Source organism: Mycolicibacterium chubuense, from assembly GCF_001044255.1.
Taxonomy (GTDB): domain Bacteria; phylum Actinomycetota; class Actinomycetes; order Mycobacteriales; family Mycobacteriaceae; genus Mycobacterium; species Mycobacterium chubuense.
On record NZ_JYNX01000037.1, the window covers coordinates 50,871 to 64,997 of the forward strand.

The window sequence follows — 14,127 nt, forward strand, 5'->3', positions numbered from 1 at the left end:
TCGAATCAGGCGTCAAGCGAACGCGAGGTGAACGTCGCTCAGCAGCAGCCGGCGGCGGTGTGTGAGTCCCGTTCGGCAGGCTCGCGATGTTCGGGGCTGCTGCCGAATGTGTCGGAATCGGCGAGCACGGTGTACACCTCCCACTTCTCGCCTCCGGGTCCGGTCACCCAGACCTTGTCCTGGGTGGCGAAGCAGCACGTGGTCCCGATCTCCTCCTCGGTGAACATGCCTTCGCCGGTGAGTCGGGCGATCTCTGCGTGCACCGTCTCGCTGGACTCGACCTCGACGCCGAGATGGTTGAGCGTGCCGCCCTTGCCGGGATTCTCCAGCAGCACCAGTTTCAGTGGCGGTTCGGAGACCGCGAAGTTCGCGTACCCCTCCTTCACCTTGGCCGGCGGCGTGTTGAACAGCGTCGAGTAGAACGCGATGGCCTGGTCGAGGTCATCGACGTTGAGGGCGAGCTGAATGCGGGACATGGGTACTCCTTCCGGGAAGCTCTGCGACTTATGTCGAACTCGAGTCCTGCGGTGAGCTTGCCAACCTTTTTGACTTAAGTCAAGATCCTCGGCCATACTGGTCGGGTGCCGAAAGCTCTGCCGATGATCGACATGTCAGCCCCGGTGTGCTGCGCACCGGTGGCGTCCGGGCCGATGAGCGATGCCGATGCGCTGCAGATTGCGTTGCGCCTCAAGGCGCTTGCTGATCCGGTCCGGGTCAAGCTGATGTCGCTGCTGTTCAGTTCGACGGAGGGGGAGCAGAACAGCGGCGATCTCGCCCGGGCGCTGGAGGTCACCGAGTCGACGGTGAGTCACCACCTGAGTCAGCTCCGTAGGGCCGGCCTGGTGGAATCCGAACGCCGTGGCATGAGCGTGTTTCACCGACCGCACGTCGACGCGGTCGCGGCGCTGTGCGTGGTGCTGGATCCGGACTGCTGCCGGTAGTTTTCAGGAGTTACCCCACGTTTCGGGCAAGTTGTGTCCGCCGTCGACCACGAGCACGGAACCGGTGACGAAGGATGCGGACTCGTGGGCGAGAAAGGTGACGCACGAGGCGATCTCGTCCGCTGTCGCGCTGCGGCCGATCGGTCCGGCTTGCGCTGCTGCGGCTTCGAACGGCAGTTGTGAACCCGTCGCCACATAGCCGGGTGCGACGACGTTCACCGTGATCCCGCGTCCGATGACCTCGAGCGCGAGTGATCTGCTGAGCCCGACCAGCCCCGCTTTCGCGGTCGTGTAGGTCGATTGACCGGGCATGGCATTCACCGTGCCGGTGGTGGAACCGACGGACACGATGCGCCCGTACCCGCGCCGCGCCATCTCCGGGACGGCCGCTCTGCACATGAGGAACGCGGTGGTGAGGTTGCGTCCGATCGCTTGGTTCCATTCGTCAAGCGACAGGTCGGCGACGTGAGCGTCGGCATCCCAGCCGCCTGACACCGACGTCATACCAGCGTTGTTGACCAGGACGTCCAGACGGCCCCACCGGCTTGTCGCGGCCCGCACGATCTCTTCCGCCGAACCGTCCTGGGTGAGGTCGCCGACGACACCGATCGCCGAATCGCCCAACTCCGAGGCACGGTCGTGGACTCGCGCCGATGTCGCGCCGAGAACCACTCGTGCGCCCTCGTCGACCAGTTGTCGGGCGACTGCTGCGCCGATTCCGTCCTCGGCACCCGCGCCGGTGACGATGGCGACCCGATCGGCGAAACGCAGGGAGCTGGGCGGTGGTGACTGCGTGGGCACGAGTTCACGGTAGGCGCTGATCGCTCGCGGTCAGAGAACGGGGCGTTCCGTGTCTGGTCTGCCGTGAACGTTCAACGGATACGCGTGGACGAGGGCGGTGGCGAGGTTGGGCACCGCATGGGTGAGGGCATGTTCGGCGTCGTGGGCGATCCGATGAGCGTCGGCGAGGCTCGTGGCCGGGTCGATGTCGAGTTCGGCGTCGGCATGGATGCGGTGGCCGATCCAGCGCATCTTCACGCTGCGCACCGCGGTCACGCCGGGTTCGGCGGCCAGGGCTGATTCGGCGGCGTCCACCAGCTCAGGGTCGACGGCGTCGAGCAGTCGCCGGAACACGTCGCGCACGGCTGTGCGCAGCACCGTCAGGATGGCCGCAGTGATGAGCAGGCCCACGATGGGGTCGGCCAGCGGATAGCCCAGCGCGACACCGCCGGCGCCGAGCAGAACGGCCAGTGACGTGAAGCCGTCGGTGCGAGCGTGCAGTCCGTCGGCGACCAGTGCGGCCGATCCGATCCGGCGCCCGACGCGGATGCGGTAGACCGCGACGAGCTCGTTGCCGATGAAGCCGACCAACCCGGCCGCGGCGACCCACCCGATGTTGTCGATCGGAACCGGGTTGATCAGGCGGCGAACGGACTCCACGCCGGCGATGATCGCCGACAGGGCGATCATCGCGATGACGAACAGCCCGGCCAGGTCCTCGGCGCGACCGTATCCGTAGGTGTAGCGGCGGGTGGCGGACTTGGTGCCGAGCGCGAACGCGATCCACAGCGGGATCGACGTCAGCGCGTCGGAGAAGTTGTGGATGGTGTCGGCCATCAGCGCCACCGATCCCGAGATGGCGACGATGGCCACCTGCACCACGGCTGTCGCGGCCAGCGCGACGAGACTGATCTTGACCGCACGGATGCCGGCGGCGCTCGACTCGAGGGCCCCGTCGATGTTGTCGGAGTGGTCGTGGCTGTGCGGAGCGAAGATCTCCTTGACTGCCGCGCGCACACCGGTGGGGTGATCGTGGCTGTGGGCGTGCTCGTGGTGATCAGCGTGTTCGTGCGTCATGGGCGGCGTCCCTGAGATCGCTTGGGATCGACCGTGATCGGATGCAGGCTGGCCAGCTCCTCGGCGTCGCGATGGTGGCCGGGCACATCCGGTCCGGCATGTTCGGCGTTGAACACCGCGTCGGTGACGAGCTGGCCGACATGGTCGTTGTCGAGGCTGTAGAAGATGGTGGTCCGGTCGCGGCGGGTCCGCACGAGTCGCGCCATCCGCAGTTTGGCCAGATGTTGGGACACCGACGACGCCGGTTTGCCGATGTGCGCGGCGAGATCGTTGACCGACATCTCGCGGCCCACGAGCGCCCACACCACCTGCACGCGGGTGGCGTCGGCCAGCATCCGGAACACCTCGACGACCAAATTCACCTGATCCTCGGGCAGCCGGCGGCTGCATGCACCACTATCTGCATTCATACGCAGATAGTAAGCCTTACAGCGGTGATCGGCCAGGAGGCGATGCCGTCAGGGGGTCAGGGGCGACCTTTGGCGTGTGATTTCCTCGCGCTGTGGTTCTTTGGTCAGGAAGAACATGGCGGCGGCGCCGACCAAGCACAAGGCGCTCATCACCACAAAGCCCCCGTTGTAGGAGCCCGTGGTGCTGACGAAGAATCCCATGACGATCGGCGCCACGATGCCCGAGCTCGCAAAGCAGGCGTCGGCGAAGCCGGCAGCGGTTCCCGGCTGGCCGGGGGCGGCGTCGATGGAGGCGACCCACCAGATGCCGGCTGTGATGAATCCGCAACCCACGCCGGCGGAGATGCAGATGAGTGCGACGGTGAGGTTCCCGCGGAACATCACGATCGGCGCCAACGCGGCACCCGCAAGCAGCAGGGCCACGCCGATGATGATGAAGCGCGAGCGGATACTCTCCGTCCGCTTGTACACACGATCGACGATCAACCCGCCCACCAGGGCACCGACGACGCCCGCCGCCCACGGGGCCACCGAGAAGGCGCCCACGGCCTTGATTGACAGACCGAAGTCGGCCTCGAGGTACTGGGGCAACCAATACATGAAGGCCCAGAACATGAATCCCCAGGCGAAGTAACCGAAGCCGAGTATCCACATGTTTCTGTTGCGCAGGACGGGCCCCCAGTCGGTGGCTGTCTCGTGGCCGGACTCCTCCTCGGCAACCTGGCCCGCGCGGATGTGCTCGAGCTCTTCCTTCGAGACGAACGGTGCGTCGCCGGGGGAGTCGTACAGCCACCGCCACGCCACGACGATCCACAAGAAGCCGACGGCTGCCAGACCCCAGAACATCACTCTCCAGTTGGTCAGGGCGATGATCTGGGTCAGGATCGGGCCGCCGACGAGCAGGCTGCCTGAGACGGCGACGCCGCCGATGAGGGCGAGCGCCTTTCCTCGCTCCTGTACCGGCAGCCACCTGCTCGTCACCCGGGTGGCTGCGGGGAAGCATGGTGCTTCGCCCGCGCCGAGGAGGATGCGCAGCAGGATCAAGCCGATGAAGCCGCCGGCGAAGGGTGTCAAGGCGGTGGATATCGCCCAGATGAGGAGGCCGCCCATCAGGACGCGGCGGGCACCGAACCGGTCGACGAGCGGCCCGGACAAGAGTGCGAAGAGCATGTAGCCGACCGAGAAGGCGGAGCTGATGATGCCGTACTCGGCGGCGCTGATGCCGAATTCCTCGCGCAGGGGTGACGCGGCAAAAGAGATCGCGCTGCGGTCGACGTAGTTGACGACAACGAGCCCGAGGATGATTCCGATGGTGAGCCAACGCGTTCTCATGAGAACTCCTAACGGGGCAGGGGACAGGGGTCAGACGGTTCCGGTGCCGCGGAGACGCTCGATCTCTGCGGTGTGCATTCCGAGCTCGTGCAAAATGGCGTCGGTGTCCTGGCCGTGGGCACGTCCGGTGTGTTCGATCGAGCCGGGGGTTCGGCTCATGCCCCAGAGGACGTTGTGCATGCGCATGACGCCGAAATCGTCGTCCGTTACGGATGTGATCATCTCGGTGTCGACGACTTGCGAATCCTCGAGAAGCTCGGAGGGTCGGTAAACGGGCGCAACCGCCGCGCCGGCCTCGGCGAAGGCCGCGGTGACGTCATCTCGGCTGCGTGCTGCGATCCACTCTCCGACAAAGGCATCGAGAAGATCCGCGTGCTCTGCACGTTGACGCCCGCTGTTAAACCACGGCTCGTCGATCACCTCGGGATGACCGACCAGGCGCATGACCCGTTCGGCGATCGCCTGAGCGCTGGTGGACACCGCGAGCCAGTGATTGTCCTTGGTTCGGTACAGATTTCGCGGTGAGTTGTTCTGCGACCGGTTTCCGGTGCGATGCTGATCGATACCGAGCTGGTCGGCATAAATCACTCCTGGACCGACCGCGGTCATCATCGGCAGCAGCAGGCTGAGGTCGATGACCTGCCCCCTGCCTGAGGAGCGTTCGCGTTCGAGCAGGGCCATCGCCACTGCCGACGAGCCTGCGATCCCGGCGATGGTGTCGGCCAGGCCGAATGCCGGGAGCGTGGGTGGGCCATCGGGCTGGCCGGTCAGGTGAGCGAATCCGCTCATGGACTCGACCAGCGTCCCGAACGCCGGACGCGTCGAGTAGGGGCCGTGTTGCCCGAAGCCGGTGACACGCAGCAGCACCAAACCGGGATTGTCGGCGCTGAGCGCGTCATAGGACAGGCCCCACCGTTCCAGGGTGCCGGGCCTGAAATTCTCGACGATCACATCGGCGGTCGCGGCGAGCTTGCGGAAGACGCGCTGTCCATCAGGGGTTCCCAGGTTCAGGGTCATCGCCCGCTTGTTGCGGCTGATCATCTTCCACCACAACGGGATACCGTCTTTACCCAGGCCGTGTCCACGCATTCCGTCGGGCTTGTCGGGATGCTCGATCTTGATCACGTCGGCCCCGTAGTCGCCGAGCACCTGCGCGGCGAGCGGACCGGCCAGAATTGTCGAAACGTCGAGGACGCGGTATCCGGCGAGTGGACCGGTCCGGGCGCCGGCCGCGTCGTGGGTCGATCTCGTCAGCGCCGCCATCAGTACGGTCGTTTCAGGTAGTTGCCCACCGGCCGGCCGGTGACGGCACCATCGGTGAGCACGCGGATACCGCGCACGAATGTGTCGGTCACGGCTGCGGTGAGTTCGAATCCCTCGAAAGGTGTGTACTCCTGGGTGGATTCCGAATCGGCAGCCGAAACCGTCCAGGTGCGATCGGGATCGACGATCGCCAGGTCGGCGTCCAGGCCGACGGCGATACGCCCCTTGCCGGGCAGGCCGTATCGGTCGGCGGGGTTGGTGGCCGTCATGCGTGCAATGGTCTTGAGAGACAACCCGCGTTTGGTGCCCTCGGTGATCAGCCCGGGCAGGAGGTACTCGGCCCCGCCGAAGCCGGACTTCGCGGCGAAGACGTCGTCGGGGTCCTCACCGAATTTCAGCTCACTCTTGCAGCACGCGTGGTCGGACACCACCCAGTCCACGTTTCCGGCCAGGACGTGCTCCCAGAGTGCCTCGACGTCCTCTCGGGGCCGGATGGGGGGATTGACCTTGGCGCCCAGCCCCATTGCGGTGTCGATGTCGGCGAGAAGGTGCCCGATGGTGACTTCGCGGCGGAAGTCCACGTGCGGGAAGGTGTTTGCCATCCGCATCGCCGCGGTCATCGCCTTGGCCGAACTCAGGTGCAGCAGATTGATGTTCGGCAGTCCCGTCTCGTCGGCGAGGAACGAGGCGATCGTCACGGCCAAGCCCTCCGAATGCTGCGGGCGTGATGCACTGTAGGCGGCCAGGCCGGTGAGGCGGCCCTCCTGCTCGACGAGTTTGGTGTAAGCGGTCATGATCTCGGCGGTCTCGCAGTGCAGCGAGAGCGAGATGTGCTCGGCGAGATCCGGCATGCTCTCCCGGGCCTGCTGGATCGCGCGCATGACGAATTCGAAGTGAGCGACGTCGTAGCGTTCGTCCTCGGGGATCATCAGGAAGTCGCTCTGTGAGTTCGAGCGGCCGTGCAGTCCGTGGCTGCCATAGAACATGAAGATCTTGAAGGAGCTGACACCCTGATCTCGGATCAGCGAGGGAATCTCGGTCAGGTGCTCCCGCGACATCGGTGCGAGATGGAAGGCGTAGTCGACATACGACCGCGTCTCGGCTGCCTCGAGGACCTCCGGGAAGAACTCCGCGTACGGGCCGCCCTTGTTCAGGTAGTACTGCCCGGTACGCATGTACGTCAGGGCGGTTGTCACGCCACCCTGTGCGCAGGCGCGTGACTCACTGGCGGTGTCCTCGGCCAGCGAGTTGTAGATTCCCCAATGCTGATGTGCGTCGACCACTCCCGGGAACACGAGTTTTCCGGTTGCGTCGATGATCTCGGCGGTTTCGGACCGCAGGTCCGGGCCGATCGCCGCGACCCGGCCGCCTTCGACGAGCAGGTCTGCATTCTCGCCGGCGTCGGGTGAGTCGACGGTGCCGCGAATGATCCTGGCGTTCTTGATCAGATAGCTGCTCATGGACGTTCTCCTTTGCTGTTTCGGTTCGATGACCCTGTGCGGTGATGCGGTCAGGTCGGCAGGGTGGACGCCACGTCTTCGGCGGCCAGGAACGCCAGCCCCAGTGCCGCGATGAGCCCGTTACCGGCGAGGTAACCCGCTGCTCCGTGACCCGAGATACCCATGGCGGCACCACCGCTGGCGTAGAGACCCCGGAGCGGTTCGTCATCGGCGTCGAGGACGCGGGCGGAGCCGTCGACGACCAGGCCGCCTTGGGTGTGGAAGAGTGCCGGCATCACCTGAATCGCTCGGTAGGGCGGGGCGAGGGGGTGTCGGGAGTCATTGCGTCCCTGCGGGTCCGGGGCCGCGCCGCTGGCGGCTCGCGATGCTGTCTGGACTTGGTCGGTCAGCGTGTCGACGGGCAGACTGGTTTTCGCGGCCAGTTCCTCGATGCTGTCGGCGCTGACGACGCCGCCGTTCTCGGCGACGGTGCGGAAGTCCTCGAAGACGCTGCACAGGTCGGCGATGTGCTCGTCGATCACGATCCAACCGGTGGAGCCCGGTTGTTGCGCAAGCAGAGCGGCGAACTCCGAGTAGCCGATCGATTCCGGTGCGAACCGGTGACCCTGTGAGTTGACGATGATCCCGCCGTGCAGGACGGTGGCCCAGCCGACGAGGGTCTGAGTGCGGGAGGAGAGTGCAGCGTGTCCCTGATAGGCGTCGAGAAACGCGGTCTTGCCGCCCAGCGCCTCACCGATGCGTAAGGCGTCACCGAGGCTGTACTGGCCGCCGTGATAGTGCGCGTCGGCGATCTCCGGCATCCAGGTGCGCACCAGATCTCGATTCGCGCCGTATCCGTTGGTGGCCAGAAGCACTGCCGGCGTCGACACCTCCTCGACGACACCATCGGGGTTGGCGATCTGCGCCGCCTGGACCTGTGCGCCGTCGGACGTGACGTCGATCAGCCGCATGGGGGTGATCAACTCGATGTTCGGCTGGCGGCGTGCGCTCTCGACCAGGTGACGCAGGAGGTGTGAGCCGTGGCGGCCGGTGAAAGTGTGGCAGCGATCAGCGCTGTGCCCCGGGTAGCGAAATTCACGGACCAGTTCGGGCTCGAGGCCCTGCGAGTCGGCGAGCCACGTGACCAGCGGTGCGCCCACCGCCGCCAGCGCGTCTGCCAGTGTCGCGTCGGCGGTCTGGTGCGTCTTGTCCATGATGTCGGCGACGAACTGTTCCCGGCTGTCTTCGACGCCTGCGGCCTGCTGCCAGCGGGTGCCCGGCGCCGGAATCATCGCGGTGCACATCGACGTGTTGTTTCCGCGGTGGAAGTGTTCGTCCGCATCGATGAGGAGTACCCGCGCACCCAACTCGGCGGCACGGAGGGCACCGACGACGCCCCCGCCGGCGCCGGCAACCACCAGGTCGAAGTCTGGTTGCGCCACAATAGCCCCAATCGTTCCTCTGAGCGGAACAAATTGCGTGTTCCGCCTCACTTTTGAGTGACCGTAAGGCCATCTTGCATGATGCGATGTGAGCTGTAAACCGGCGTTCACAGGCTGATTCGAATGTTTTATGCTAAAAGTGGACGTACGCTAAGGCGTTCCGTTGAGTGGTACAGGCAGTGGTTCGCCGGAGAGCGATGTGGTGATCGGAAAGGACATCGGATGACCCTGGAGCCTTTGGATCCGGCCGAGACGGCCACGCCGGGGACGGCTGCGACCGCTCGCGCGGCGCAGGTCCTGCTGCAGTTCGGCCGAACGTCGGGCCCCCTGGGTGTCAGTGAGATCGCGAGGGCGCTCGGGATGTCGAAAGCGGTGGTGCACCGTATCCTCACCACGTTCGTCGATGCCGGACTTCTGCTGCACGACAACAGTTCTCGCCAGTACATGCTGGGGCCCGCGGCGGCGACCCTGGGCGCCCGTGCGATGGACGTGTCACCGCTGCGCCGCGCCGCACACGACGCGCTGATCGAGTTGCAGAGGCTGACCGGCGAGACCGCGACCGTGTCGGGTCGTGTCCCGGGCGGGCGCGTGTACCTCGACCAGGTGGAGAGTGGACGCGAGATCAAGATGACGGTGGAACTGGGGCGTCGATTTCCGCTGCACAGCGGGTCGTCGGGGCAGGTGATCCTCGCCTACCTGACCGACCCCGAACTCGACGATGAACTCGCCCGACCCCTCGACCGGCTCACCGAGGACACGGTCTGCGATCCCGAGGAGTTGCGCGAGATCGTCCGGAAGGTCCGACTCCGGGGGACTGCGCGGTCATCCGGGCAGCGCCAGGAGGGTGCAGGGTCGATTGCCGCAGCGATCTTCGGCAGCACCGGCCGGGTTGTCGGGGCACTGTCGGTCTGTGGACCCGCCTACCGGATGACGGAGGCGTTCTGCGACGCCCACGAGCCACAGCTCCTCGCTGCGGCACGGGACGTCTCTCACAAGTTGGGTTGGCGAGATCAGGAGCGCTCCGATGATTCCGCGTAGCTGGCTGTACGTGCCGGGCCACCGCGCCGACCGCATCGAGAAGGCTCTGGCGAGCGCAGCCGATGCCGTCGTGATCGACCTCGAGGATGCGGTGCCTGCCGACCGCAAACAGCAGGCGCGGTCGAACACCGTCGCCGCACTCAACACCTATCCGCAGCGGGCGATCTGGGTGCGGATCAACGCCGCGACTGCTGAGGCCCAGGCCGATCTCGACATCCTCGCGGCCGCAGAGAACCCACCCGCCGGTCTGCGAGTTCCGAAGGTGGAGAGTCCCGCGCAACTGCAGCGGGCCGCCGAACTCGGTCCATGGCGAGTTCATGCGTTGATCGAGTCCGCCGCCGGCCTGCTCCGCCTCGAAGCGATCGCCCAGGCACACACGCAGGTCGACGGGATCGCACTGGGGGAGGCCGATCTGGCCGCCGATCTGCGCGTCGCGCGTGACGGACTCGAATGGGCGCGCGGATGGCTCGTTTGCGTTGCCCGCGCGTACGGCCTCGACTCACCGGTGGCAAGTGTCTTTACCGACGTCGCGGACATCGAGGGGCTGCGCACGTCCTGCCAGACCGCCAGACAGAACGGATTCCACGGTCGATCCGCAATACATCCGAGCCAACTGAAGACGATCAACGACGTCTTCACGCCCACCCGCGCCGAACTCGACGCCGCGCAGCGCGTCGTCGAAGCCGCCCGCAGCGCAGCACGGCGAGGCGAGGCGACAGTGCTGGACCACAACGGATCGTTCATCGACCCGGCTGTGGTCGCCGGCGCCGAGGCCGTGCTGGCGCGAGCGGAAGACGCACCAACGATCCCGCCAACGACAAGGAGCACTCCATGACGAACGTGTCCACGGCCCGCCGCGACTCGCTGCTCGCCGCCGTCGCCGACCATGAGCTCGAGGTCGTCGAGCTCGGCCACCCGCACGCCACCGGAATGCCCTGCTCGCCAAACCATCCCGGGTTCCGGATGACCTTGATCCGGCGGCACGGTGACCACGTCCGGCCCGATGGCGGGTCCGCCTCCAACGAGATCATCGTCACCGGCGGACACGTCGGGACGCACGTCGACGCACTGTCACACGTCAGTCACGACGGCAAGCTCAACGGCGGAATCGATGTGGACCAGGCGATGGCCGGTGGCAGATTCGTCGAGCACGGCGCCGAGAAGATCCCGTTCCTGCTGCGCCGCGGAATCCTGCTCGATGTCGCCCGCGCAGCCGGCGTCGACGCCCTCGACGCGGGCACGCCGATCACCCGCGACATGCTGATCGGGGCCGCCGAGTTCGCCGGCGTCCGTCCGGGCCGCGGAGATGTGGTGCTGATCCGGTCCGGCTGGGCACAGCACTTCGACGATCCCGAGAAATACCTGGGACAAAGTGACGGTGTCCCCGGCCCCGACGTCGACGCCGCCCGGTGGCTCGCCGATGCCGGCATCTCCGCGGCCGGCTCCGACACCACCGCCTTCGAACACATCCCGGCCGGTAAGGGCCACAGCGTGTTACCGGTGCACAGAGTCCTTCTGGTGGACAACGGTATTCATATCATCGAACATCTCAACCTGGAGGCGGCCTCACAACGGGCGCTGACCGAGTTCACGTTCGTCATGGCACCCTTGCGGATCGTCGGTGGCACGGGGTCGCCGGTTCGGCCCGTCGCGNCCTGGAGGCGGCCTCACAACGGGCGCTGACCGAGTTCACGTTCGTCATGGCACCCTTGCGGATCGTCGGTGGCACGGGGTCGCCGGTTCGGCCCGTCGCGGTGGTCGCCCGATGAGCCGTCACGACACCACGACGGTGGTCGGTCGCCTCGCCGACTTCGCGGATCGGACACGCCGTCAGGGTCTGTCCGCCGGTCTCGAGAAGGATGTCGCACGCCGGGTACTCGACGTTCTGGGCAACTCCGTGGCAGCGCTCGGACAGCCATCGGCCAGCGCGGTGACGGCTCTCGCGCACGAATGGTCGGGCGTACCGGACGCTAGTGCGATCGGTACCGCCACCCGCTTCCCGGCAGCAGTGGCAGCGCTGGTCAACGGCACGCTCGCGCATTCGATGGACTCCGATGACACCCACCTGCCGTCGGTGCTGCACCCCTCGGCCTCCGTGATCCCCGCTGCGCTGGCGGTGGCCCAACGGACCGGCGCCTCCGGGCCGGAGCTGCTTGCGGCGGCGGGCACCGGTATCGAGATCGCGGTGCGACTGGGCATGGGGGGATATGACGAAAAGCTCGGCAATTCCGAGTTCTTCGAACGTGGACAGCACGCCACCTCGATCTGCGGGGCGCTCGGCGCAGCGACCGCCGCGGCGATGCTCTACGGCCTGGACGTCGACGGCATCGCCGATTCATTGGGAATCGCGGCGAGTTTCGGTGCAGGGCTGCTCGAGGCGAATCGGACCGGCGGCACCGTCAAGCGTGCGCACTGCGGATGGGCCGCACACTCCGGAATCTCTGCCGCCCAATTGGCCCGACACGGACTGACTGGCCCGCCCACCGTCATCGAGGGCCGGTTCGGATTCCTTCAGGCATTCTGCGGAGAACGAGCCGACGTAGCGAAGGTCACCGATCGGCTCGGTGAACACTGGGAGCTGCCCGGGATCTTCTTCAAGCCCTATCCGTGCAATCACTTCACCCACGCCGGTATCGACGCCGCACTCGAGTTGCGGTCGCGGGGTGTGTCTCCCGCTGACATCGTCGAGATCTCGCTGGGCCTGCCCACCCCCGTCCTTCGCACCGTGGCAGAGCCGCTGGCCGCCAAACGCGCACCCGAATCGGGTTACCACGCGGCCTTTTCCGGCCCGTACACTGTCGCTCGCGCGTTCCTCGGTGGGGCCGGGCTGGGACTGGGCCACCCCGACTTCAGCGACGTGGCGGCGCAGGATCCGGCCACCCTCCAACTGGCCGGCCTCGTCTCATGCCATGCGGACCAACGGTGTGACGAGATCTATCCCCACCAGTTCCCGGCGGTCCTGCGGGTCCGGACCGCCGACGACACATGGCACGAGGTACGTATCGACCACAACCGTGGCGGACCGCAGAGGCCGCTGTCCGACGCTGAACTCAGCAAGAAGTTCGAACTCAACGTGGCAGCGACGCGACCCGCCGCCAACGCTGCCGACGTCGCCGCCAGCGCGTTGGACTTACCCAATGCGGAGTCCGTGGAGCCGCTGATGACGAAAGTCGCCCACACGGCCACCGTCGATGACACCGCAGGAACGGGCGAGAGCTGAGTTTCCGCGCTCCCGTTCGGCACAAATGTCCGATGGCCCGCCCTGCTGTCCCGGCCTACGGAGAGGCGGATCCCGGCTTTCCGTTGGCTCCGTTGTGTCCGAGTTTGCCTCCGGCACCGCCGATTCCGCCTGCGCCGCCCTTGGCCGTGCCGGGCGTGGTCGCATTCCCGCCATTGCCGCCGTCGCCGCCCTTGCCGGTCAAGCCGGTCGAGTCGCCACCGTGACCGCCCGCGCCGCCGGTCGCCGAACCGGCGCCTGTCGCCGCGTCGCCGCCGGCGCCGCCCTTGCCGCCTTGACCCGATTGTCCGGCGCTCCCGCCGTCGCCGCCCTTGCCGCCCGTGGCGGTGGAGTCGCCGGCCGCTGTCGCCGTACCACCCTTGCCGCCGGTGCCACCGGTTGCCCCGACCGACGATTCGCCGCCGGCGCCGCCCTTGCCGCCAATGGCCGCGCCGTGCGTCCCACTGGTGGCGTTCCCGCCGTCGCCGCCCTGGCCGCCGATACCGCCGGCGTAGTGGTTCAGGCCGCCTTGTCCGCCTGCGCCACCTTGGGCGCTGCCGTTCACCGACGTGGCATTGCCGCCCTTGCCGCCCGCGCCGGCCTGACCGACGAACGTGCCACCCTTACCGCCGGCGCCGCCGGCGCCCCCTGTCGCGTCACCTTCGTTGACACTGGTGGTGGCCGGATTGTCTGCGGCGGAGTTGGTGATGTCGGCACCGGCACCGCCCTCGCCTCCGTTGCCGAAGAAGCCGGCATCGCCGCCGTCTCCGCCCGCGTCTCCGTTCACGCCCGCGACACCGGCACCCCCGTCGCCGCCGTTGCCCCAGTAGAGGCCGGCCCGGCCGCCGCTGCCGCCGTTGGCCCCGTTACCGCCGCTGCCTCCGAGAAATCCGCCGTTCTGACCATTGCAGGCTGTTCCGACGCAGTCCGCGGCGGCACTGGCCCCGTCACCGATCAGCCAGCCACTCGGCCCGATCATGGGCCGCAGGGCGGGCGCCGATGTGGCCGCCAGATGGGTCGTGCCGCCTGCGCGGCCGAGGCAATTCGCACTCGTCATGAGGCAGTCCTGACTGGTCGACGCGAGCCGGATCTCGTACGAGACGGGTGACGTCGAGTCGTGCGGTGCCAGCAACAGCACGCCGGTGAACGCCATCGCCGCCCCGGCGAGACCAGCGGTCACGCCGGCTG

14 protein-coding genes are annotated in these 14,127 nt (G+C 67.1%); 5 read left to right on the top strand and 9 right to left on the bottom strand.

Annotation, left to right across the window (positions count from 1 at the left end):
- Window positions 1-38: 38 nt before the first annotated feature.
- Window positions 39-476 carry an ArsI/CadI family heavy metal resistance metalloenzyme gene (locus tag MCHUDSM44219_RS14770; RefSeq protein WP_048419007.1) on the bottom strand — a complete coding sequence of 146 codons (438 nt, stop codon included), beginning with the start codon at window positions 474-476 and terminating at the stop codon, window positions 39-41.
- 105 nt (window positions 477-581) lie between these two features.
- On the opposite strand from MCHUDSM44219_RS14770, the gene MCHUDSM44219_RS14775 reads away from it, so the two are divergent.
- Entirely contained in the window at window positions 582-941 is a 360-nt protein-coding gene (locus MCHUDSM44219_RS14775) for an Rv2640c family ArsR-like transcriptional regulator (RefSeq protein ID WP_048419008.1), read from the top strand.
- Between the two features lie 3 nt (window positions 942-944).
- Here MCHUDSM44219_RS14775 and MCHUDSM44219_RS14780 read toward each other — a convergent pair whose 3' ends face one another.
- The 7 genes from MCHUDSM44219_RS14780 to MCHUDSM44219_RS14810 are packed head-to-tail and all read right to left on the bottom strand — an operon-like array spanning window position 945 to window position 8,684.
- Complete coding sequence (locus MCHUDSM44219_RS14780; protein ID WP_048419009.1) at window positions 945-1,742, bottom strand: SDR family NAD(P)-dependent oxidoreductase; 798 nt, start codon at window positions 1,740-1,742, stop codon at window positions 945-947.
- A gap of 30 nt (window positions 1,743-1,772) precedes the next feature.
- Entirely contained in the window at window positions 1,773-2,798 is a 1,026-nt protein-coding gene (locus MCHUDSM44219_RS14785; protein ID WP_048419010.1) for a cation diffusion facilitator family transporter, read from the bottom strand.
- A complete protein-coding gene (locus MCHUDSM44219_RS14790; RefSeq protein ID WP_048419011.1) occupies window positions 2,795-3,208 on the bottom strand; it encodes an ArsR/SmtB family transcription factor in 414 nt (137 codons plus the stop codon). The genes MCHUDSM44219_RS14785 and MCHUDSM44219_RS14790 overlap by 4 nt, the downstream gene beginning before the upstream one ends.
- Window positions 3,209-3,256: 48 nt before the next feature.
- Window positions 3,257-4,540 (bottom strand): MFS transporter, encoded by a 1,284-nt coding sequence (locus MCHUDSM44219_RS14795; protein WP_048419012.1) that lies wholly within the window; start codon window positions 4,538-4,540, stop codon window positions 3,257-3,259.
- A gap of 30 nt (window positions 4,541-4,570) precedes the next feature.
- Window positions 4,571-5,803, bottom strand: a complete 1,233-nt coding sequence (locus MCHUDSM44219_RS14800) for a CaiB/BaiF CoA transferase family protein (RefSeq protein WP_048419013.1) — start codon at window positions 5,801-5,803, stop codon at window positions 4,571-4,573.
- Complete coding sequence (locus MCHUDSM44219_RS14805) at window positions 5,803-7,263, bottom strand: dihydroorotase (RefSeq protein ID WP_048419014.1); 1,461 nt, start codon at window positions 7,261-7,263, stop codon at window positions 5,803-5,805. The genes MCHUDSM44219_RS14800 and MCHUDSM44219_RS14805 overlap by 1 nt, the downstream gene beginning before the upstream one ends.
- Before the next feature lie 50 nt (window positions 7,264-7,313).
- Window positions 7,314-8,684 (bottom strand): FAD-dependent oxidoreductase, encoded by a 1,371-nt coding sequence (locus tag MCHUDSM44219_RS14810; RefSeq protein ID WP_048419015.1) that lies wholly within the window; start codon window positions 8,682-8,684, stop codon window positions 7,314-7,316.
- Between the two features lie 222 nt (window positions 8,685-8,906).
- On the opposite strand from MCHUDSM44219_RS14810, the gene MCHUDSM44219_RS14815 reads away from it, so the two are divergent.
- From MCHUDSM44219_RS14815 to MCHUDSM44219_RS14830, 4 genes are all read left to right on the top strand, one after another.
- Window positions 8,907-9,722 (top strand): IclR family transcriptional regulator, encoded by an 816-nt coding sequence (locus MCHUDSM44219_RS14815; protein ID WP_048419016.1) that lies wholly within the window; start codon window positions 8,907-8,909, stop codon window positions 9,720-9,722.
- Window positions 9,709-10,557, top strand: a complete 849-nt coding sequence (locus MCHUDSM44219_RS14820) for an HpcH/HpaI aldolase/citrate lyase family protein (RefSeq protein WP_048419017.1) — start codon at window positions 9,709-9,711, stop codon at window positions 10,555-10,557. Before MCHUDSM44219_RS14815 ends, MCHUDSM44219_RS14820 begins: the two co-directional genes overlap by 14 nt.
- A partial coding sequence (locus MCHUDSM44219_RS14825; protein WP_236695464.1) for a cyclase family protein occupies window positions 10,554-11,375 on the top strand: 822 nt, incomplete at its 3' end. The genes MCHUDSM44219_RS14820 and MCHUDSM44219_RS14825, both read left to right, overlap by 4 nt.
- Window positions 11,376-11,487: 112 nt before the next feature.
- Window positions 11,488-12,942, top strand: coding sequence for an MmgE/PrpD family protein (locus MCHUDSM44219_RS14830; RefSeq protein ID WP_048419019.1), 1,455 nt, complete (start codon window positions 11,488-11,490; stop codon window positions 12,940-12,942).
- Between the two features lie 55 nt (window positions 12,943-12,997).
- Here the strand turns inward: MCHUDSM44219_RS14830 and MCHUDSM44219_RS14835 are convergent, their stop codons facing one another.
- Entirely contained in the window at window positions 12,998-14,119 is a 1,122-nt protein-coding gene (locus MCHUDSM44219_RS14835; protein WP_172506266.1) for a hypothetical protein, read from the bottom strand.
- Window positions 14,120-14,127 lie beyond the last annotated feature (8 nt).

Coding starts and splice junctions, on each gene's coding strand:
- MCHUDSM44219_RS14770 (WP_048419007.1), bottom strand. CDS start 476: ATGTCCCGCATTCAGCTCGCCCTCAACGTCGATGACCTCGACCAGGCC.
- MCHUDSM44219_RS14785 (WP_048419010.1), bottom strand. CDS start 2,798: ATGACGCACGAACACGCTGATCACCACGAGCACGCCCACAGCCACGAT.
- MCHUDSM44219_RS14790 (WP_048419011.1), bottom strand. CDS start 3,208: ATGAATGCAGATAGTGGTGCATGCAGCCGCCGGCTGCCCGAGGATCAG.
- MCHUDSM44219_RS14795 (WP_048419012.1), bottom strand. CDS start 4,540: ATGAGAACGCGTTGGCTCACCATCGGAATCATCCTCGGGCTCGTTGTC.
- MCHUDSM44219_RS14800 (WP_048419013.1), bottom strand. CDS start 5,803: ATGGCGGCGCTGACGAGATCGACCCACGACGCGGCCGGCGCCCGGACC.
- MCHUDSM44219_RS14805 (WP_048419014.1), bottom strand. CDS start 7,263: ATGAGCAGCTATCTGATCAAGAACGCCAGGATCATTCGCGGCACCGTC.
- MCHUDSM44219_RS14815 (WP_048419016.1), top strand. CDS start 8,907: ATGACCCTGGAGCCTTTGGATCCGGCCGAGACGGCCACGCCGGGGACG.
- MCHUDSM44219_RS14820 (WP_048419017.1), top strand. CDS start 9,709: ATGATTCCGCGTAGCTGGCTGTACGTGCCGGGCCACCGCGCCGACCGC.
- MCHUDSM44219_RS14830 (WP_048419019.1), top strand. CDS start 11,488: ATGAGCCGTCACGACACCACGACGGTGGTCGGTCGCCTCGCCGACTTC.